Source organism: Bradyrhizobium sp. HKCCYLS2038 (genome assembly GCF_051167655.1).
Taxonomy (GTDB): Bacteria; Pseudomonadota; Alphaproteobacteria; order Rhizobiales; family Xanthobacteraceae; genus Bradyrhizobium.
Genome location: NZ_JBNPTM010000015.1, coordinates 1 through 19549, shown reverse-complemented (window position 1 = coordinate 19549; position 19549 = coordinate 1). Strand labels below are relative to the sequence as shown.

The 19549-nt window shown below is 57.7% G+C and carries 17 protein-coding genes; 13 read left to right on the top strand and 4 right to left on the bottom strand.

Going from position 1 to position 19549, the window contains the following annotated elements; all coding sequences use genetic code 11:
• Nucleotides 1-301: 301 nt before the first annotated feature.
• From ACQR1I_RS34835 to ACQR1I_RS34825, 3 genes are all read left to right on the top strand, one after another.
• Nucleotides 302-1480 carry a thiolase family protein gene (locus tag ACQR1I_RS34835; RefSeq protein ID WP_434871045.1) on the top strand — a complete coding sequence of 393 codons (1179 nt, stop codon included), beginning with the start codon at nt 302-304 and terminating at the stop codon, nt 1478-1480.
• A 69-nt stretch (nt 1481-1549) separates the two neighbouring features.
• Nucleotides 1550-2737, top strand: a complete 1188-nt coding sequence (locus tag ACQR1I_RS34830; protein ID WP_434871044.1) for an iron-containing alcohol dehydrogenase — start codon at nt 1550-1552, stop codon at nt 2735-2737.
• A 75-nt stretch (nt 2738-2812) separates the two neighbouring features.
• Nucleotides 2813-4024 carry an ABC transporter substrate-binding protein gene (locus ACQR1I_RS34825; protein ID WP_434871043.1) on the top strand — a complete coding sequence of 404 codons (1212 nt, stop codon included), beginning with the start codon at nt 2813-2815 and terminating at the stop codon, nt 4022-4024.
• Between the two features lie 714 nt (nt 4025-4738).
• Here the strand turns inward: ACQR1I_RS34825 and ACQR1I_RS34820 are convergent.
• From ACQR1I_RS34820 to ACQR1I_RS34810, 3 genes are read right to left on the bottom strand one after another with little or no spacing between them, the layout of a single operon-like run.
• Nucleotides 4739-6289 (bottom strand): acyl-CoA synthetase, encoded by a 1551-nt coding sequence (locus ACQR1I_RS34820; RefSeq protein ID WP_434871042.1) that lies wholly within the window; start codon nt 6287-6289, stop codon nt 4739-4741.
• A 58-nt stretch (nt 6290-6347) separates the two neighbouring features.
• The gene (locus ACQR1I_RS34815; RefSeq protein WP_434871041.1) at nt 6348-7436 is read right to left on the bottom strand and encodes a Zn-dependent alcohol dehydrogenase; all 1089 of its coding nucleotides are present in this window, start codon (nt 7434-7436) and stop codon (nt 6348-6350) included.
• 57 nt (nt 7437-7493) lie between these two features.
• On the bottom strand, nt 7494-8339 hold the full coding sequence (locus tag ACQR1I_RS34810) for an MBL fold metallo-hydrolase (RefSeq protein WP_434871040.1): 846 nt from the start codon (nt 8337-8339) through the stop codon (nt 7494-7496).
• A 574-nt stretch (nt 8340-8913) separates the two neighbouring features.
• On the opposite strand from ACQR1I_RS34810, the gene ACQR1I_RS34805 reads away from it, so the two are divergent.
• Both ACQR1I_RS34805 and ACQR1I_RS34800 read left to right on the top strand, forming a co-directional pair.
• On the top strand, nt 8914-9549 hold the full coding sequence (locus tag ACQR1I_RS34805) for a TetR/AcrR family transcriptional regulator (RefSeq protein ID WP_434871039.1): 636 nt from the start codon (nt 8914-8916) through the stop codon (nt 9547-9549).
• The gene (locus ACQR1I_RS34800; protein WP_434871038.1) at nt 9549-10196 is read left to right on the top strand and encodes a TetR/AcrR family transcriptional regulator; all 648 of its coding nucleotides are present in this window, start codon (nt 9549-9551) and stop codon (nt 10194-10196) included. The genes ACQR1I_RS34805 and ACQR1I_RS34800 overlap by 1 nt, the downstream gene beginning before the upstream one ends.
• A 158-nt stretch (nt 10197-10354) precedes the next feature.
• On the opposite strand, the gene ACQR1I_RS34795 is transcribed toward ACQR1I_RS34800, so the two are convergent.
• Entirely contained in the window at nt 10355-11128 is a 774-nt protein-coding gene (locus ACQR1I_RS34795; RefSeq protein ID WP_434871037.1) for a DUF2867 domain-containing protein, read from the bottom strand.
• On the opposite strand from ACQR1I_RS34795, the gene ACQR1I_RS34790 reads away from it, so the two are divergent.
• The 8 genes from ACQR1I_RS34790 (at nt 11094) to ACQR1I_RS34755 (ending at nt 19217) form a co-directional block, all read left to right on the top strand.
• Nucleotides 11094-12104, top strand: a complete 1011-nt coding sequence (locus tag ACQR1I_RS34790) for an NAD(P)H-dependent flavin oxidoreductase (RefSeq protein WP_434871036.1) — start codon at nt 11094-11096, stop codon at nt 12102-12104. The two genes, ACQR1I_RS34795 and ACQR1I_RS34790, sit on opposite strands and share 35 nt — an antisense overlap.
• Before the next feature lie 129 nt (nt 12105-12233).
• Entirely contained in the window at nt 12234-13298 is a 1065-nt protein-coding gene (locus ACQR1I_RS34785; protein ID WP_434871035.1) for an acyl-CoA dehydrogenase family protein, read from the top strand.
• A 16-nt stretch (nt 13299-13314) separates the two neighbouring features.
• The gene (locus tag ACQR1I_RS34780; protein WP_434871034.1) at nt 13315-14472 is read left to right on the top strand and encodes an acyl-CoA dehydrogenase family protein; all 1158 of its coding nucleotides are present in this window, start codon (nt 13315-13317) and stop codon (nt 14470-14472) included.
• 27 nt (nt 14473-14499) lie between these two features.
• A complete protein-coding gene (locus ACQR1I_RS34775; protein WP_434871033.1) occupies nt 14500-15276 on the top strand; it encodes an enoyl-CoA hydratase/isomerase family protein in 777 nt (258 codons plus the stop codon).
• Nucleotides 15277-15324: 48 nt separating this feature from the next.
• Nucleotides 15325-16029 (top strand): NAD(P)H-dependent oxidoreductase, encoded by a 705-nt coding sequence (locus ACQR1I_RS34770; protein WP_434871032.1) that lies wholly within the window; start codon nt 15325-15327, stop codon nt 16027-16029.
• A gap of 146 nt (nt 16030-16175) precedes the next feature.
• Nucleotides 16176-16967: an SDR family NAD(P)-dependent oxidoreductase gene (locus ACQR1I_RS34765; RefSeq protein WP_434871031.1), complete on the top strand. Its 792-nt coding sequence runs from the start codon at nt 16176-16178 to the stop codon at nt 16965-16967.
• A gap of 73 nt (nt 16968-17040) precedes the next feature.
• Nucleotides 17041-18276, top strand: a complete 1236-nt coding sequence (locus ACQR1I_RS34760; protein WP_434871030.1) for an acyl-CoA dehydrogenase family protein — start codon at nt 17041-17043, stop codon at nt 18274-18276.
• A 188-nt stretch (nt 18277-18464) separates the two neighbouring features.
• On the top strand, nt 18465-19217 hold the full coding sequence (locus ACQR1I_RS34755; protein WP_434871062.1) for an SDR family NAD(P)-dependent oxidoreductase: 753 nt from the start codon (nt 18465-18467) through the stop codon (nt 19215-19217).
• The last annotated feature ends 332 nt before the right edge of the window (nt 19218-19549 follow it).

The following is a 19549-nucleotide window of genomic DNA, read 5'->3' as shown; positions in this document are numbered from 1 at the left end:
GCGGGGGAAACGAATTTTAGCTAAAAACTTGCTTTACAATAAACAAGTATTATGATCGAGTACCTGTGCAGTTGTTCCTGTCATTTGGGTGCTGTCGGCAATCGAGATCGATGGCTCGGAGAGGCTTTGCCCCTATCTCGCCGACCATCTCTAAGGCTGCGGATCGTGGACCGACCGATCCCGCGTGAAAATTCGCTCGCAAGGTAGGCGAGACCAGAGGCGAGATGTGATCGCACTCGATCTGCAGCGACCCAGCGCCGTCGGCGATAGGCTGTCAAACCGAGAATTAGTGGAGTGTCGATTGACCCGAAATGCCGTGATTGTAGACGCCGTCCGCAGTCCAATGGGGCGAGGGAAGCTAGGTGGTGCGTTGTCTGGAGTGCACCCCGTGGATCTGCTTGCTCACCTCCTAAGGGGAATAGTCGACCGAAATCGGATTGATCCCGGATCGGTCGAGGACGTTATTGTCGGCTGCGTGACTCAGTCGGGTGAACAAGCCAATATTGGCCGGATGGCTGTGTTATCGGCTGGATTTCCGGTGCATGTACCGGCGGCGAACATTGACCGCAAGTGCGGTTCAAGCCAGCAAGCCATTCACTTCGCGGCCCAAGGCGTGATCGCCGGGGCTTACGACGTCGTGATAGCCGGCGGCGTGGAGTCCATGAGTAGGGTTCAGATGGGCTCCAATAGAATGGGCAAGGATGACTTAGGCCCGAGGGTGCGTGAACGATTTTCGCCGGGGTTGGTATCACAGGGAATCGCGGCGGAAATGGTGGCTGCAGCGTGGAATATTTCGCGGGAGGAGCTTGATAGCTACGCTGTGCGGTCTCATCAACTTGCCGCCGATGCTCAGAGGCGAGAGGCATTCGCAGGCGAAATCATTCCCGTTAGCTTGAACGACAAGAGTTTCGATCTCGACGAGACGATTCGCCCTGCCACGACTTTGGAAGCGCTTTCCGGACTGAAGTCGGCCTTTCGTAACGAAGAGCTCGCCCAGCAATATCCAGATCTGTCTTGGGGCGTAACAGCTGGTAATTCCTCCCAGATTACGGACGGTGCGTCGGCGTTATTGATCATGGAGGAGAGCGTAGCAATTCTCATGGGTCTTAGACCGCGCGCGCGCTTCGTCGCATTTGATGTGATTGCGGACGATCCGGTGTTGATGTTGACGGCGCCAATACCTGCGACACGCAGGGTCTTGACCAAAGCGTCGATGAGCGTGGAGAAAATAGACCACTTCGAGATCAATGAAGCGTTCGCCAGCGTTCCTCTTGCATGGAATCGTGAATTGAAAGCAGATCCTTCCCGCGTAAACCCGCGAGGAGGCGCTATTGCGCTCGGACATCCGCTCGGGGGGTCGGGGGCGCGGCTCATGACGACCATGCTCAATGCGCTTGAGCAGACCAAGGGGCGCTTTGGTCTCCAGAGCATGTGCGAGGCCGGCGGTATGGCAAACGCGACCATCATAGAGCGTCTCTGAGCCGCACTTAGCTCACGCCAACAGCGAATTTGCTCCCGTGATGTGGGGCTTCCGACCCAAGGACAAGCAATGACCGAAAGCAGTCTCCAAAATCTCATGCCCGGCACCCAGCGAAACTATTTGCAGGAACGTGTCGTGCACGGCCAGCCGGCGGCCGAGGCGATTGTTGAGGAAACTCGAAAACTAGGAAAGTCGCGTGTGTTCATCACGACAAGCCCGTCTCTCAGTCGGGAAGATGGTTTGCCGAGGCAGGTCGCGCAGGCTCTCGGAGAGCGCTTTGCCGGGCTATACTCCGGAATCACCGCTCATTCTCCGCGTCGGTGCGTCATCGATGGTGCGGCCGCCGCTCGCGAAGCGAACGCTGACATCATGGTTGCCATCGGCGGCGGATCGGTCATCGATGCGACCAAGGTCATGCTGATCTGCCTCTGGCACGGACTCAAGGATCCCAGCGAGCTGGACGCGTATATTGGGGGTTTGGATGCCGATCCTAGCCGTTGGCCGGCCGACGGCGCCAGTCGGGTTCGAATGATTGCTGTTCCCACCATGTTTTCTGCAGCAGAGTTTACTTGGTTCGCAGGCGTATTTAACCCCAATCGCCAGGCGAAGGATGCTTTCGCTCACCCTCTGATTGTTCCGCAAGTGGTGGTACTTGATCCGGCCGCAACGCTGCCGACTCCTCTACCAATTCTTTATGCGACAGGGATGAAGGCGATCGATCACGCCGTCGAACGGCTCTGTGGCCTCCATGTCCCGCCGCTTGCCGAGGCCGTTTCCAAGGAAGCCTTGCGGCTCCTTTACACGTCGCTGCCGCAAATGGGTGGGCCCGCCGATAACTTAGGGTGTCGGATGTCGGGCCAGTTCGGAATGTGGCTGTCAATCTCCGGCGGAACAGGCGGGGTTCCTGTCGGCGCTAGTCACGCGCTCGGACATGTAATCGGTGGATATGGTGTACCCCACGGCGAAACGACAGGCGTCTGTTTGCCCTCGGTGCTGCGTTGGAACCTGAGCGCCAATTCTGCTCGGCAAGATGCGACCGGGGAAGTTATTGGCGTCAAAGGTCCGGATTTGGCTGATGCCATTGAGACGTTCGTGTCAAAGCTGGGTTTGCCGACGCGAATGCGGGACGTGGGGATCAAACGGGAGCAGTTCTCTGAAATCGCAACAAGAACGCTTCATGACTGGTCGAGCAAAACCAATCCTAGGCCGCTTACGACCGAGAGCCAGGTGATCGAAATCCTTGATTTGGCTTGGTGACGGGCTGCCGCATATCGCCAATCAATAGCACAGATGGCGCGTCGGGAACGAAGAAGGCTTTTGAGGGGGCCAGGAATGAACCGGATTGGGATTTCGGCTATCGTCGTAGCGGCAGGCGCTTGGCTCTGTGGACCAGCTCTGGCCCAGAAATATTCTGGACCCGGCGTGACCGAGAGCGAGATCAAGATCGGCTCGCTCGCTCCATATAGTGGCCCAGCGTCAGCCTACGGGACGATCGGTAAGGCCTATGCCAGCTATTTCAAAAAGATCAATGATGAGGGCGGAATCAACAGCCGGAAGATAAACTTCATTTCTTATGACGATGCCTACAGTCCACCTAAGAGTGTTGAACAGACACGTAAGCTCCTGGAAAGCGACGAAGTCTTGCTTGTCTTTGGTTCAGTAGGGACACCGACTAACGCTGCAACACAGAAGTATCTGAACTCTCACAAAGTGCCGCAGCTCTTCGTCGCGTCTGGGGCTTCGCGTTGGGACGATCCTTCGAATTTTCCGTGGACTATGGGGTGGTTTCCCACCTATCAGTCTGAAGGAAGAATTTTCGGCAAATACATTCTGTCAAGATATCCAAACAGCAAGATCGCGGCCATATGGCAGAACGACGATGCTGGTAAGGACATCATGAAGGGCTTCAAGGAGGCCCTTGGAAGCAAGAGCAACATGATCGTCGCAGAGAAGACCTACGAGTCGACCGATCCGACGGTTGATTCACAGGTCGTTGCCTTGCGTGACTCTGGCGCCGATATCCTGGCGTCGTTCACGACGCCGAAGCCCGCGGCCCAGACGATCAGGAAGACGGCCGAATTGGGCTGGAAGCCGGTTTTTCTGCTGACTAACGTTTCCGCGTCAATCCCGTCGGTGTTGCGACCAGCCGGCCTTGAGAATTCCAAGGGAATTATATCGACCGTCTTTCTCAAAGACCCGAACGACCCGAGCTGGATTGATGATCCCGCCGTCATCGGCTGGCGGGCTTTCATGGATCAATACTATCCGCAAGGAGATAAAGGAGACATCAACAATGTTCTGGCCTTCGTTCAGGCGGAAGCGTTGGTTCATGTCCTCAAGCTGTGTGGCGAGGATCTCAGCCGGGCAAACGTCATGAAGCAAGCCGCGAGCTTAAAGGATTATCGATCTGATCTCCTACTTCCGGGAATCCATGCAAACACGAGTCCGACCGATTTTCTTCCGCTAGATCAGCTTCAGATCATGCAGTTCGACGGAAGAACTTGGCAACGTCTCGGCGAGACGATCGACGCCGCACTTCAGTGACTGATTCCGCTTGGCGAACACCGGGGACCGCTCCGTCCTGCTCGATCGCTAATCGGCCGAGCTAGACACGCTGCAGCCTCCACGGCCTACCAAGACTGGGGAGGTCGCATTGGAGCCGGGCCGTCAATTTGACGCCTGATGTCCTTGGGGCACATGATCTGATTTGAAATGCGTCAAAAAGCAGTCTGCGCCAATTTGTACGTCGCTTCGCGACGAGTCAGCGTTTCAGGTCTTCAACTCTCTTGCTGAGCCCGCACTGTGTCAGCCGATAGGCCAGCCGAACTCCTGTGAGAACGAACGATCTCGCCGCTGCAGCAACATTCCCGCGTGCCGCTTCGAGTGCCGATATATAGATTTACGTCGGGTGATCGGGCAGCGAGAACGGCTGATCCGCGGAACTCACCAACGCAATTTCTTCGGTAATGGAACTCAAGTAATTTGTGCAGCTCGAGGCGGTCAGCCATGCTCAGCGACATCCCGCGGGATCGCGATTTCGCTTCTCCCAAAGCAAAGGTTCGACACGCTTATCGATAGGGAGTTGTGGCGCGGCGCCAAGCATCCGTCCAAACGAATAAAATGGTGAGCCGGCGCAATTCTATGCCGCCATCACGGGAAATGTTGGACTCCGATTGGCAGGTACCATCGTTGCGGCACAAAGGACCGCCCGCACAAGCCAGCGGTTATTGGCGCGGGAGCTCCTCTAGCTGTAGGACACTAGATTCTGCGGCCCGCGTCTACCCAGTACGGATCGCGCAGACGCCGCTTGAAGATCTTGCCGGAGTCTTCACGCGGCAGTTCCGGTCGGATCTCGATGTGCTTTGGAACTTTGTAGTCGGCGAGAGAGGCTTTCAAATGAGCTCTGATCGCGGTCGGATCGATCTTGTCTCCCACCACGGGCTCAACGACCGCCATGAGCGCTTCCCCAAATTCCGGATCAGGAATTCCGAATACAGCGCAATCTTGTACTCCCTTCATCGTGTGCAAGACTGCTTCGATTTCGGCCGGATAAATATTCACTCCGCCGGAGATGACCATGTCTCGCTTACGATCGCAGATGAATACGTAGCCATCCTCATCGAGGTAACCCACGTCGCCAGACGTTACGAAGCCGTCTCGATCGACCTCCTTACGCTTGCCGGGTTGATTGTGATAGGCGAAATCTGCGGTGCCCGCTATGCGTGTATAGATCTCCCCGACATGGCCAGGCGACAGGATGTTGCCGTTGTCGTCGATGAAGCGGAGTTCGGCCCAAGGCATCACCTTGCCCACGGTCCCCGGCTTCTTGAGGGCGTCCTCGGAACTTGCCAGCGTGACCGGGCCTGATTCGGTTGACCCGTAAAACTCGTAGATGATCGGGCCCCACCACTCGATCATTGCGCGCTTTACTTCGGCCGGACAGGGGGCTGCAGCGTGGACCACACGCTTCAGAGAGGAGATATCGTATCGGCGGCGGATGCCCTCGGGGAGCTTCAGGAGCCTAACGAACATCGTAGGAACCATGAATGTCATTTCGATGCGATCGCGCTCTACCGAAGCCAGAAATTCCTCGGCATCGAAGCGAGGCATTATGGTGAGAACGCCTCCCAGTCTGCCCGCTCGGAGCGCGAAGCCGTTCGGGGCGGAATGATAGAGCGGGCCCGGCATGAGCACTCTCGATCCCTCTGTAAGCCCAGAGATGATCGTCCGTAGGCGGTCGGAGTGTGCTTGCTGTTCCGGCGTTGGCGCCTCGCGACGGACTCCTTTCGGATGTCCTGTCGTTCCAGACGTATAGATCATGCTTTGCGGCTGGGGCCGAATCGGCCCGTCGTACGGAGCCTGTTTCGTTAGCCACGTCTCGTAGTCAATCGTGGATTCGGGTTTAAGAAGGCGATCGGGTTGTATGGAATAGGTGTCCAGAACTGCTGACGGTGTGTTCAGGCAGATGACAGTGATTGTTTGCGGGATGCAGTCACGTACTTCATGAAGAAGGTCAACGTGCGCGATCAGTACCGTGGCTTTCGAATCCAGAAGTATGTAGCGGAGCTCGTCGGGCTTGAAGTGCCAGTTCAATGGAACGGCATACGCACCGAGCCGCATCGTCGCATAGGAGACTTCGAGAAAGGAAATGTCATTTCGCATTAATATGCATACGCTGTCTCCCTGCTTTACACCGAGACGACTCAAGCCGCCGGCAAGTCGCGCGACACGGAATGAAATCTCCTCGTGCGTGCGGCGCTCCCGACCACAAACAATGCCGCGGTAGAGCTGGTCAGGTGAGTTGGTCATAGTGTGATCCGCTGCTAAAACGTAGGAGGCAGGCAAATGCGATTTGATCCAGGCGAACCTAGTTGAACTCGATCAGATTTCGTAGGACGGTGCCTGACTTCATGCTCGCGAAGCCGTCATTGACGTCCTGCAATCGTATCCGCGACGTCACCCACTCATCGAGCTGCAGCTGGCCGGAAAGATAGAAATCGACCAAGCGCGGCATGTCGACACGAATGTGACTTGATCCCATATAGGAACCTTGGATACGACGTTCGCGTATGAAATCGATCCCATGTAGCTCAAAAGTCGTTCCGAGCGGCATGATGCCAACGATGGTTGATGCCCCGCCGGGAGCCAGCATCGCGAACGACTGTTCGGCAGTTTTTCGAGACCCAATCATTTCAAAAGAGTGTGGAACGCCCGCCCCATCGGTAAGGTCCTTGACCTGCGCAACAGGGTCGACCTCATTGGCATTGATGAGATCGGTGGCACCGAGTTTCGCGGCGATACGAAGTTTGACGGGGTTGGTATCAATCGCGATGATACGGCTGGCGCCGGCAATCTTGGCGGCGTTGATCGCTGCCATCCCGACGCCGCCGCAGCCGATCACTGCAATCACTTCTCCAGGTCGGACGTTTGCAGTGTTGACGACCGCGCCATAGCCCGTGACAATCGCACATCCAATGAGCGCTGCGAGCGCCAGAGGCATATCCTTTCGGATCTTCACGACTGCATTCTCGTGGACGAGCATCTGTTCCGCGAATGCAGATACGTTGATGAACTGGTTGAGCTTTTCTTTGTGGCTCCAGTCGAACCGATCGGCGGCTCCTGGCGGGAGCCTCACGTCACTCGAGGAGCAGAGGACAGGGCGTCCTGTCGTGCACATTGCACAGCAGCCGCAAAACGCCGTCAAACAGGTGATCACGTGATCGCCTGGTTTGACGTAGGTGACCTCGGCTCCCACCTCCTCGACCACGCCGGACGCTTCGTGCCCGGGAATAGTAGGAAGAGGCCACGGAAATGCGCCTTCCATCATATGCAGGTCGGAATGACATAGGCCGGCAGCTTTGGTTCGGATCAGCACCTCGCGGGATCCGGGTCGTTTGACCCGGACATCCTCGATCGAGAGTGGCTTGCCCACCTCGTAAAGAACGGCTGCCTTCATCCCTCGCTCCTTCCTGCCCGGGTCACAAATCTAGAGCCGCAGTGGCCGTGAACGGCGTTAGGCAAGCTCGTAGCGGAACGCGTCGCCGCTGCGCTTGATATAGCCACCGTCAAAATGGCCGCCGATGATGAGTACCGGACGGTCTGCGAAGCGGGAAAAGAGCTCCCAACGCGTTCGAGCCGATTGCTCCCCATCCGTATCAACCCGAGACGACCATCCGACGTAGTGCATCTGTATGGGGTGGTGCGCCACGTCGCCGAGAAGGAGACATTCCTCTCCAGCGGATCTGATATGAATGCTCATATGACCCGGGCTGTGCCCCGGGCTTGGGATCATGGTGATCTCGTCGGTCAACCTGTAGTCGCCGGGCACGAGGTCGGCCAAGCCGGCTTCGGCGATCGGCCCTACGGAGTCTCCAAAGACGGCAGCGTCCATCGGGGTTCGACGAGCGTGTTTCCAAAAGTCGAACTCGTGCTTGCCGAAAACATACCGAGCGTTAGGGAACGTCGGGATCCACTTGCCGTTCACGAGGCGAGTGTTCCAGCCTACGTGATCGACATGAAGGTGCGTACAGACGACTGTGTCGATGCTGTCGGGAGGAAAGCCAGCCCTTGTCAGGTCATCGAGAAACGAGGTCTGCAGACCGTTCCATGCATCGACGATCCGCCCCTGCTTGTCGTTTCCCAGTCCCGTGTCGACGACAATTCGGCGGTCGCCCACTTCGAGAACGAGCGAATGGATGGTGGTCTTCAGCATGCCGTCGGACTGCGCAAAGTCTGGCACCATCCACCCGACCTTACGGACCTCCTCGTCAGTGGCTTGAGGAAGTACGACGCTAATTCCGCCAGTGCCCTTGACTTCGACGATCTTGGTGATTCTCACCTGTCCGACGTTCCAGCTCACGTGCGTTCCCTTTCATCGACATTTCGGAAGTGGAGCTGCGCTGGTGCAGAACGGGCCGGGCAGTTCCGAGGCTAAAAAAGGCGTGGTCGGCTCCGCCCCAGGGGACGGCCGTGCTGCAAGGATGCTACTAGGTGCAGTTGAAGACCGTGTGTGCCGGCATCGGCCCGTGGATCGATGGCTTGTGCGTTCGCATCCTGCGCCCCATCAGTTCGCATCCCCCATGGTGGTCAAGCCTCTCGCTGGCTCCGACCCGCCGCAACCGCGGTCGTCTTTGTCATACTTGCTGAATGTTTAGCAAGTAATATAGTCTGTGGCAAGCCGTCGGTTGGGAGGCTCAAGGGGGCGGTCTTCGCGGGCCGGGAGGAGCGATCCATGAAAGTGTCGTTCGTGTTAGGGCTGCTTTGGCTGAGCATAGCTGTCGGCTTTTTACTGATTCGAGACCAGCAATCCGACGACCGCTGAGCCGGTTCAGCTGTCCTCGAATTGTACGGTGCCGGTGGGTTGGTCGAACTCGGGCTTGCGTGGCGAGGGGCTTCGCACTTATTGTAAGGTCAGCAAGCATTTCGAGGAAGGTATGGCGTCGACACACGAGGTACAGCGACGTCCACGTAGGACCCAAGCTCATCGGCGGGAGGCGGCTGAGGCCGCCCTTTTGGATGCTGCGCTATCGCTTATTTCTGTCCGGGGCGTCAAGGGGACGACGTTGGCGGAGGTTGGGGAGGCCGCTGGCTACAGTAAGGGAATTGCGGCGCACTACTTCAAGACCAAAGACCGTATGCTTCAGGCCACTGCCGAGTACGTGAATGAGGTGTATGCGCAGCTTTTGGATGAGGGGTCGTCCAAGCCGGGTCTCGAGACCCTGATGCGGTTTGTCGAGATGTCGTGTACACCCCGGCGGCTCGAGCTCTCCCGTGCAATATACCTGATGCAAAAGGAGGCTTTCTTCGACACGTGGGGCCTGGCCGAGGTCTTCAAGAAGTACAATAAGAGGGCGTTGAAACGTCTTGAGAGCGAGATACGGGCAGGAATCTTGGAAGGGGAGATCCGGAAGGATGCGGATCCCAAGTCCGAGGCGATCTTGCTTCTGGCGCTAACGCGCGGCCTTCGTTCGCAGTGGATCTTGAATCCCGACAAGCTGAATCTTCTCAAGATGAAGGATGAAATGGCGGAGTTCGTTCGGAGCAATCTCTCTACAAGAAGGGGGCGCTGATGGCCGGGCGGATCACCGTGCGCAAGGCCAAGCCTGCAACGCCTCCGGAGCCTGGTACGCACGCGGAACGTCGCGATGAGGCGGAGCGGAGACTTCTGGCTGCCGCTGCTGAGATCATCGCCGAGCGTGGTGTCGAGGGGATGACGTTGGCTGATGTCGGCATTGCTGCGGGGTATAGTCGAGGTCTGCCGGCGCACTACTACGGCAATAAGAACGGTCTGCTCGAGGCAGTGGCGGGCTATATTGCGGAAGGGTTCGCGAATCGATTGGATCAGGGAGGGCGCTTTGAGCCTGGCTTGCCCACCCTCTTGGGTGCTGTGGAAAGCTATTTGACGGCAACGCCGCGGAGCCGAAAAAACACCGTCACCCTCCAATCACTCATAGCCGAATCGCTGACCGAGCAGGCGTTGAGGGGGGCGGTGTCCCAAGTGAATGATCGGTCATTGCAGCGGCTTGCAGCCATGATACGGACGGGGATTGATCGGGGGGAGGTCCGTCCGGACGTCAATCCCGATCGCGAGGCTGTTATCATACTCGGAGCTCTTCGGGCTCTAATTGCGATGTGGCTGATCGATCCTCGCGATGTAAATTTGGAGGTCGTTCGAAAAGCATTCGCTGGCTCTGTCCGGCGAGCGTTGACGCTTTAGCGCAGCAGGCGTGTCGTCACTAACGTTCGGGGCGTGCCGAAATCGGCCTTGAGTTCCGCCGGGGAAGGGCCTCTTGGTGCGCGAACCGACGCAGAGATATCGGTTGTGATCGGGGCGAGCGAACGTCGGCGCCGATGGAGTAATTGTGCTGCAGGCGTTTACGCCTTTGCGACGGCCCCATCGTTAATCTTCCATGCATTGCTTGCGGCTCGGGCTAGATTTGCGCGCACGATCAGCCGATGGAATGGCGCAATGGCCCACAGGTAGGCTCGACCGATCGAATGCCGGCAGTGAACGGCGGTCGTGGCTACCAATTCGGGGGAGCCGTTAGGTGCGGCTCGGAGCATCACCGACGCACGAAAATCCAGGTGCCAATCGTCTTCACCCAAGATCATTTCCCTTTCTGACCGCGACCGGATGCGAAAGAAGCCGATGTAATCCGCTGGCGCCACCGCGGCTCTATGACGAAGTCGAGCGGACGTCTTGATGCCCAAGCCCGCCACGAGAAAGTCTCGAATGGCCAGGAGCATGCGCACCCAAGGATACGGCTCGTCCATCACGCATCGCGCAAGATGTTCGATCCCTTTGGCGGCATCCGTGGGAGCGAGGTTGACCGAAAAGGCGTCAGCCAAGTCGGCGCGGTGGTACCATCCGGCGATACCGCTATCGGTAGGTGGTGTTACCGGTCTGATGCTAGAAATCCTCAAGGTTGTCCGCTTTGACATGTTTTCATCCAATCCATTCAAGGGCTCATAAGCCATTCCTAGTCCTGGCCCAGCCGTAAAGATCCGTTGTGCGACGCACAGGCAAATATGAACTTGCTTAATGACCAGCAAGTAATACTGTGCGATTTTATGGGGGCGGCGGGTGAGGCGAATTGCGCCGGGGAAGGAAACGATGAGGACGAGGATTACCGAGCTTTTCGGCATCATGCACCCGATCGTTCAGGGTGGGATGCACTACGTGGGTTTCGCTGAGCTTGCTTCGGCTGTGTCGAATGCTGGTGGTCTCGGGATCATCACGGGCCTCACCCAAAGGACCCCGGAACTGCTCGCGAGGGAAATCGCAAGGTGCAGGGAGATGACCGACAAGCCGTTTGGCGTCAACATGTCCTTCTTGCCCTCATTCAATCCCCCTCCGTATATGGAGTACATCGCCGCGATCGTCGATGGCGGCGTCAGGATCGTCGAGACGGCAGGCAGCAATCCCGAGCGCTATATTCCCGTCTTTAAAGCGGCCAACGTTACTGTCATCCACAAATGCACTTCCGTGAGGCATTCTCTTAAAGCCGAAAAGCTCGGCTGTGATGCGGTGAGCGTTGACGGCTTCGAGTGCGGCGGTCACCCTGGAGAAGACGACATCCCAAACATGATCTTGCTACCTCGGGCGGCTGATGAACTGACGATTCCGTTCATTGCCTCTGGTGGAATGGCGGACGCTCGAAGTCTTATAGCGGCTCTGGCTTTAGGGGCGGACGGAATCAACATGGGGACGCGATTTATCGCGACGAAGGAAGCGCCGGTTCACGACAATGTCAAACAAGCTCTGCTTGCCGCGACAGAGCTTGATACGCGGCTCGTCATGCGCCCCTTGAGGAATACGGTGCGCGTGTTGAAGAACGAAGCCGCGGAGAAGGTTCTTGAGATCGAGAGGACGAAGGGAGGAGCCGTCACGATCGACGAGCTTCATGAGCACGTCGGCGGTGTCTATCCCAAGGTGATGCTGGACGGACTTGTCGACCGTGGTGTCTGGAGCTGCGGCATGGTTGCGGGGCTGATTCATGACATCCCGACCGTGCGGGAATTGATAGACCGGATCATGGATGAAGCCGAGCGGATCGTACATCAACGGCTCGGAGGATATCTCAAAGGAACGGCAGTATCAGAGGGGCACTCCAAGCGGGTGTGATGTTGACCTACGTGAGCCGACCATGGACTCCGACGCAAGCCAGCGGGGATAGCCAAAAGGCAATCATCACGACCGGGTGTCCAGCATCGATCAATGATCGTCCGGGCGCCACGATAAGCGGGATATGCAATGTCCGAATCCGAAAGTTTTATTGTTGCGACTGCTGAGCGTGTGTTTGCCGATTTGGCAGATCCTAGTGCGATCTTACGAAGCCGCAGTCGCGGCTGGCGCGATGCTGCATGGGCTGCGTTGCAGGAAACCGGTCTCACCTTCATCTGGGTGCCGGAGATCTATGGTGGCGCCGAGGTGCCCTTCGAGGAAGGCTTTGAGGTGCTCCGTGCTGCGGGCCGAGCTGCGCTGGCTCTGCCTCTCGCGGAAACCATGCTGGGGTCGTGGCTGCTTTCTCGGGCCGCTATCGCTCCGCCAAGTGGGTCTATCAGTATTGGTCCGGTCCGGCCGACCGATAAGCTGAGGGTGGGCAGCGATGGTCGGCTATCGGGCCGACTCACACGGGTTCCGTTTGCAAGGGATGTCGACCACTTGGTCTTGCTCGTCCAATCCGATGAAGCAAGCCAAGTCGCCCTCGTACGGAGAAGTGATTGTCGCATCGAACACAGCGAGAATCTCGCCGGAGAGCCCAGTGACCTGGTAGATTGCGGCGGCGTTCTCCCACTTGCGCTCGAGGTGGCTCCTCAGGGTATAGGCGAGGCGGAGCTGCTGACGATCGGCGCTGTGGTACGAACGCAGCAGATTGCTGGCGCGCTTGAAAAGATGCTGGATCTTTCGGTCAGATACGCGACCGAGCGAGTCGCTTTCGAACGGCCGATTGGAAAGTTTCAAGCCGTGCAGCACAGTCTCGCGAGATTTGGGGGCGAAGTGGCGGCAGCGGTTGCTGCTGCCGGCTCCGCTGCCGATACCATCGTGCGCGATCTAACGGCCAGTGACTCCTGTTTGCTGGAAGTCGCGGCGGCGAAAATCCGCTGCGGTGAAGCCGCAGAGGTTGGCGCTGCAATTGCCCATCAAGTCCACGGTGCAATTGGCTTCACCGATGAGCACGTGCTTCACATGTATACCCTGCGGGCAATGGGTTGGAGGGATGACTTCGGTAGCGAGGTCTTCTGGAGCGGGAAGCTCGGGTCGCTAGTTTCACGTATTGGCGCGCGAGGGCTCTGGCCCTTGCTCGCGTCGCGATGAGTTGGGAGACGAAAACATGAGCGGCTTGCGCTTTGATCCAATTCGTCTGCCGGCGCGCTGCCAGGAGTTGCGTCGTGAAGTTCGCGAGTTTCTGTCGGCTGAAACCCGCGCAGGAACGTTTGACCCGCGTGATCCGGAAAGCGGCTCGTCCACCGCTCGCGAATTCAGCAAGCGAGTAGGCGAGCGGGGCTGGATCGGAATGACGTGGCCGAAGAAGTACGGCGGTCAGGAGCGGAGCTTTCTCGATCGCTATGTTGTTACCGAAGAAATGCGGGTGGCGAATGCTCCGACCCGTCACTTCTTCGTTGCAGATAGGCAGAGCGGCCCAACGCTGATTCGCTATGCCAACGAGGCCATCAAGGATCGAATTCTTCCCGCCATTGTCCGTGGCGAGCTTTGTTTCTGTATCGGAATGAGCGAGCCGAATTCCGGTTCTGACCTGTTCGCAGCGAGCACAAAAGCGACGCGCTGCGATGGAGGCTGGACGATCAATGGCAGCAAAATCTGGACGAGTAACGCCCAGAACGCCGACTATATGATCGGCCTATTCCGGACCTCGCCCTCGTCGAAGGAAAATCGCCGCCACGGGCTGACGTCGTTCTTGGTCGACATGAGGGCGCCTGGAGTCAGATGCAATCCGATCGGCCAGATGAGTGGGCAGCGAGAGTTCAATGAGGTTGTTTTCGAGGACGTCTACATCCCTACGGACCATGTCATCGGTGAGGTCGACGGCGCATGGAAGCAGGCGACGAGCGAACTCGCTTACGAGCGGAGTGGTCCCGAGCGGTTCCTTGAGACCTATGGCGCGCTCGTCGAGCTGATTGATTTCGTTGGTGAGACGTCGCATCCGGCTGTCATCTCAGGACTCGGTCGAATGGTCGCGGAACTACATACTTTGCGTCGTATGTCGGTTTCAGTGGCCGGGATGCTGGAAGCGGGTCATGAGCCCGTTGTCGAGGCCGCCATTGTAAAGGACGTTGGGACAGTCTGGGAACAGGGGCTTCCGCATCGTGCGCGCGATCTGGCCGGCTTCGCCGAGACGATTGAGCGTCCGTATCATATTTTCGAAGAAAAGCTCGGCTTCTATCTCAAGATCGCCCCGAAGGTCACGATCCAGGGGGGGACGACGGAGATCCTCAGAGGAATCATAGCGCGCGGGCTCGGCTTGCGATAGCGCGGACAACAAATCGGGAGATAGAGGTTGAGCGGAGATATCGATGTTTCTCAAGCCGGGCACGTCGCGATTATCGAGATCCGGCGTCCCCCGTTGAACTATTTCGACCTCAAGCTGATCCGCAGCATTGCGGATGCGCTCGACCGGATTGATTCAGATATCGAGGTGCGCTGCGTGGTGCTCGCAGCCCAGGGCAAGGCGTTCTGCGCGGGAGCCGACTTTCGCGCGGTCGACGTGGAATCCGAGGAGCGCCGCTCGTCTCGACAGGCCGGTCATCTTTATATCGAGGCAATTCGTATATTCCGTAACAAGAAGCCAATCGTCGCCGCGGTTCACGGCGCCGCGATCGGCGGCGGCCTTGGACTGGCGATGTCGGCGGATTTCCGAGTGACCTGTGCAGAGGCACGGTTCTCGGCCAATTTTACGAAGTTGGGTTTCCATCCTGGGTTCGGGCTTACCGTCACTCTCCCCGAGGTGATCGGAAGAACGAAGGCCGCAATGATGTTCTACACCAGCCGTCGGCTGAATGGCCAGGAAGCCTACGAGATCGGACTTGCGGATATGCTCGTACCGCAAGGTCAAGTTCGGGAGTCTGCGATTAATTTTGCCCATGAGATCGCAGAGTGCTCTCCGCTGGGCCTGCTCGCTACGCGCGCGACAATGCGTGAGGGACTGGCGCAGCGGGTCCAGAAGGCCACCGATCACGAATTGGCTGAGCAGAATAGGCTCCGTCAGACGGAGGATTTTGACGAAGGCGTGAGGGCTACGGCCGAACGAAGGGTCCCGGTCTTCCGCGGCCGTTGAAAGGGCCGCAGAAGGGGGAGGGCGTTGAGGTAGGGGCGGAGAAGGTCCATGAACGTACTTATTGTATTTGCTCATCAGGAGCCGCGTTCGTTCAATGGAGCGCTACGCGATATCGCCGTGCAAACTCTTTCGCGGCAGGGGTTCACGGTTGAGGTCAGCGATCTCTACGCAGAAGAATTCGAGGCGCGGGCGACTGCAAGGGACTTTGGCAAACGTGCGGATAACCGCTTCTTTAAATACCAAGCTGAGCAGAGGGCAGCGGCCTCCGGAGGCGATCACTCTTTTGCGGCGGATATCGCACGTGAACAAGAGCGATTGACCCGCGCTGATCTGGTCATATTTCAGTTTCCTCTCTATTGGTTTTCTGTGCCGGCGATCCTCAAAGGCTGGTTCGATCGTGTTTTGGCGACGGGCTTCGCATATGGGGGAGGTCGCTTTTTCGAAACAGCACCGCTGTATGGCAAGCGGGCTCTGCTATCGATCTCGATGGGCGCCGGTGAAGATCGCTTCGGTCCGTCTGCGCTTTATGGCGACATGAACTGGATACTTCATCCGATCCGGGTCGGGACGCTCAACTTTTGTGGATTCGAGGTCCTCGATCATCATATCGTGCATGGGCCAGCGTCTATGACGCCCGGCGAACGTGAACATGTTCTCAAGCGTTGGCAGGACAGGCTGATTTCATTGAGCAACGAGAAGCCGTTGCCGTTTGCCCGTGCGTCCGACTTCGAAGCCGCCAGCCAGCGGACATAGACAACTTGTTAATTGACAAGCAAATCTACGCGAGACTACAACTTTAGCGCAGAAGTCGGTGACGTCGCGTTTCGCGGAGAACGGGTGGCAATCTGGTCTCGACGATAAGAAGACGTTCGCCAACGAAAAAGGAGAGGGAGAAGCCCGTGAACGATGTACTGGACTTGAGCGGTCGCGTTGCCTTCGTGACGGGTGCGGGACAAAACGTCGGCCGGCGCATTGCGCTACACTTCGCCGCTCACAATGCCGGCGGCGTTGCTGTGAACGACTTTCACCTGGATCGAGCCGAAGCAGTTGTCGAGGAGATTCGATCTGCGGGGGGCAAGGCAATCGCGGTCCAGGCCGACGTCACCGATCTCAGCAGCGTCAAAGAGGCAGTGGCGCGGACCGAGAAGGAATTTGGCCGGATCGGGATTCTGGTGAACAATGCAGGCAATGCGGGAGCAAATCCGACTGCTGATTTGAAGAAGCCGTTTTGGGAAGTCGGCCCGGAGAGTTGGAACAAATTCATAGGTGTGAATCTCTACGGCGTTATCAACTGCACGTCTGCGGTCATTCCAAGCCTGATTGCGAGGCAGGCACCTGGACGCATCATTACCATAATTTCCGACGCGAGCCGCTGGGGAGATCCTGGTCTTGAGATCTATGCCGGAGCCAAGGCCGGAGCGGCAGGCTTCATGCGAGCAGTTGCGCGCAGTCTCGGGCGCCATCAGGTCACCGCTAACTCAATAGCAATTGCCGCAATTTCAACCGAGACGAACGCTCGTGTAAATCCCAATCCGGAAGTCGAGAAGCGCATCCTTGAGAAGTACATCATTCGCCGGCGCGGCGATCCCGTCGATGTTGCGAACATGGTTCTCTTTCTTGCGTCGGATGCGAGCCCCTGGATCACCGGCCAGACCTATCCAGTCAATGGCGGATTCACGCTGGCACTTTAGCCGACAAGTGCTCCTGACTGACCATGGGCCAGTCAGGATGATGTGACCAACGCGATGATTGCGGGAGCGGTGCATGGATTTCGAGCTGTCAGAGCGTCAGCGTGAATGGGGGCATCGGGTGGCGACCTTTCTTAACCGCCATGTTCAACCCGCCCAGCCAACCTATCGCAGACAGCAGTCCGAGGGCGACCGTTGGAAGGTGATCCCGGTCATCGAGGAGCTCAAGGTCCAAGCCCGGGTCGAGGGGCTCTGGAACCTGTTCATGCCGCCAAATGAGCACGAAGATGAGGAGTTTCGTGGAGCGGGCTTGAGCAATCTTGAATATGCACCGCTTGCTGAAGAGATGGGAAAAATCGAGTGGTCGTCGGAGGTCTTCAACTGCTCGGCGCCAGATACCGGCAACATGGAAGTGCTCATCCGATACGGAACCAAGGAGCAGAAGCGCAAGTGGTTGCGACCACTCATGGACGGTGAGATCCGGTCGGCTTTCCTGATGACTGAACCGGCTGTCGCATCCTCAGATGCCACAAATATCGAGACTAGCATCGAACGACGCGGCGATCACTACGTGGTCAATGGAACAAAGTGGTTCTCTTCGGGGGCCCCTGATCCGCGTTGCAAGTTGGGGCTTCTCATGGGGAAGACGGACCCCTCGGCTCCCCCTCATCAGCAGCAATCGCAGCTGTTGGTTCCCTTGGATAGCCCAGGCATTCGAACCGAACGAATCTTGACCGTATTCGGCTACGACCATGCTCCGCATGGGCATGCCCAGATCGTCTTGGAGAATGTGAAGGTACCCGCGGAGAATCTCATCTTGGGCGAGGGGCGGGGCTTTGAAATCGCCCAAGGAAGGCTCGGTCCAGGCCGCATACATCACTGTATGAGGACGATCGGCGTAGCAGAATTCGCTCTGCAGAAGATGGTCGAGCGCCTCACCGAGCGAACTGCATTTGGCAAACGCATTGTCGAGCATTCGGTGTGGGAGCAGCGAATCGCCGAGGCTCGGATCGATATCGAGCGCACAAGGCTGCTGACCTTGAAGGCTGCAGATATGATGGACAAGGTCGGCAACAAGGCGGCGCAACTCGAAATCGCAATGATCAAGGTGGCGGCACCCAACATGGCGATCAGAATTATCGACGATGCGATTCAGGCCTGGGGCGCCGCCGGTGTGACCGAGGACCCTGGCCTGGCAAGCGCCTACGCATCGATTCGGTCCCTGCGCTTTGCCGATGGCCCGGACGAAGTGCATAACCGCGCGATCGCGCGGATGGAACTCAGGCGGCAGCGGCATGGCATAGCGCGGTGATAACGACCGTCTTCGGCTGTCGAGTGCGGAAAATGACCTTCTGCGATGCAGCAAATGTCAGCGCAGTTATCGACTGGACGACTTGCCGTTCCATGGCCCAGGAGCCGAGCTGTTCGGTAAGGACATCGTTGTGAGTATTGCAGCGTGTGAAGATCTCTTAGGAGCCTTGCTTGGAAAATCTGTTTGATATGTCCGGAAAGGTCGCAGTGATCACAGGATCATCGCGAGGGATTGGACGCGCGATTGCCGAGCGGCTCGCCCAGCACGGTTCGAAGGTCGTCATCTCGTCCCGAAATGCGACGTCCTGTGATCAGGTGGCGGATACGATCAACGCCCGCCATGGTGCTGGTACAGCCTTATCAATACCGGCAAATATCTCGTTGAAGAGCGATCTGCAGCATCTGATTGAAGAGGCGACGCGGAGGCTCGGAAAGATCGACGCGCTCGTCTGCAATGCGGCCAGCAATCCCTATCATGGACCAATGTCCGGGCTGCCTGACGCGGCATTTCGTAAGGTTCTTGAGAACAATATTGTGGCCAACCATTGGCTGGTTACGATGGTGACGCCGCAGATGATCGAACGTAGGGATGGAGCGATCATCGTTGTATCCTCGATCGGAGGGTTCAAGGGAAGTGACGTTCTAGGAGCCTATAGCATCTCAAAGGCGGCCGACGTTCAGTTGGCGCGAAATTTGGCCGTCGAATTGGGCAAGTACAACATCCGGAGCAACTGCATTGCACCGGGCTTGATCAAAACGGATTTTGCACGGGCTCTTTGGGAAGATCAGGAGAATCTCAAGCGGACTGAAGAACGCAATCCGATGGGGCGTATCGGAGAGCCCGATGAAATCGCGGGCGCTGCGGTGTTCTTGGCGTCGCGGGCCGGATCCTACGTCAACGGGCAGACCATCATTGTTGATGGCGGCACATTGGCTGTCTAGCCCAGAGCCTTGCAGGCAACAGACATCCGAACGTCTTTCAGGCGGCGGTGGGTTTGTCTACGAGCACACAACGAGGCTTAGATTCGGCAGTTCTCCTTGACCGTCTAAATTAGTCGTCGAACCATTTCACCGACTGGCTGATCGGGGCGCGAGTGGTTCGTTGCCGATTGGCGGTATGCCGGGAGTCTTCGTACCCGAAGGCAATCCCACAAAGGATAAATTGATCCGAAGGAAGCGCGAACTGTTCACGCCAAAGATCGTGTCCCGTGTCGTGGTGTAGCTCGCGGTGGGTGACCGCGTTCGCCGGCGAGAGCCGGGCTGGTCAGCTGGCG

Coding starts and splice junctions, on each gene's coding strand:
- ACQR1I_RS34830 (WP_434871044.1), top strand. CDS start 1,550: ATGACCGAAAGCAGTCTCCAAAATCTCATGCCCGGCACCCAGCGAAAC.
- ACQR1I_RS34825 (WP_434871043.1), top strand. CDS start 2,813: ATGAACCGGATTGGGATTTCGGCTATCGTCGTAGCGGCAGGCGCTTGG.
- ACQR1I_RS34820 (WP_434871042.1), bottom strand. CDS start 6,289: ATGACCAACTCACCTGACCAGCTCTACCGCGGCATTGTTTGTGGTCGG.
- ACQR1I_RS34815 (WP_434871041.1), bottom strand. CDS start 7,436: ATGAAGGCAGCCGTTCTTTACGAGGTGGGCAAGCCACTCTCGATCGAG.
- ACQR1I_RS34805 (WP_434871039.1), top strand. CDS start 8,914: ATGGCGTCGACACACGAGGTACAGCGACGTCCACGTAGGACCCAAGCT.
- ACQR1I_RS34800 (WP_434871038.1), top strand. CDS start 9,549: ATGGCCGGGCGGATCACCGTGCGCAAGGCCAAGCCTGCAACGCCTCCG.
- ACQR1I_RS34790 (WP_434871036.1), top strand. CDS start 11,094: ATGAGGACGAGGATTACCGAGCTTTTCGGCATCATGCACCCGATCGTT.
- ACQR1I_RS34795 (WP_434871037.1), bottom strand. CDS start 11,128: ATGATGCCGAAAAGCTCGGTAATCCTCGTCCTCATCGTTTCCTTCCCC.
- ACQR1I_RS34785 (WP_434871035.1), top strand. CDS start 12,234: ATGTCCGAATCCGAAAGTTTTATTGTTGCGACTGCTGAGCGTGTGTTT.
- ACQR1I_RS34780 (WP_434871034.1), top strand. CDS start 13,315: ATGAGCGGCTTGCGCTTTGATCCAATTCGTCTGCCGGCGCGCTGCCAG.
- ACQR1I_RS34770 (WP_434871032.1), top strand. CDS start 15,325: ATGAACGTACTTATTGTATTTGCTCATCAGGAGCCGCGTTCGTTCAAT.
- ACQR1I_RS34760 (WP_434871030.1), top strand. CDS start 17,041: ATGGATTTCGAGCTGTCAGAGCGTCAGCGTGAATGGGGGCATCGGGTG.
- ACQR1I_RS34755 (WP_434871062.1), top strand. CDS start 18,465: ATGTCCGGAAAGGTCGCAGTGATCACAGGATCATCGCGAGGGATTGGA.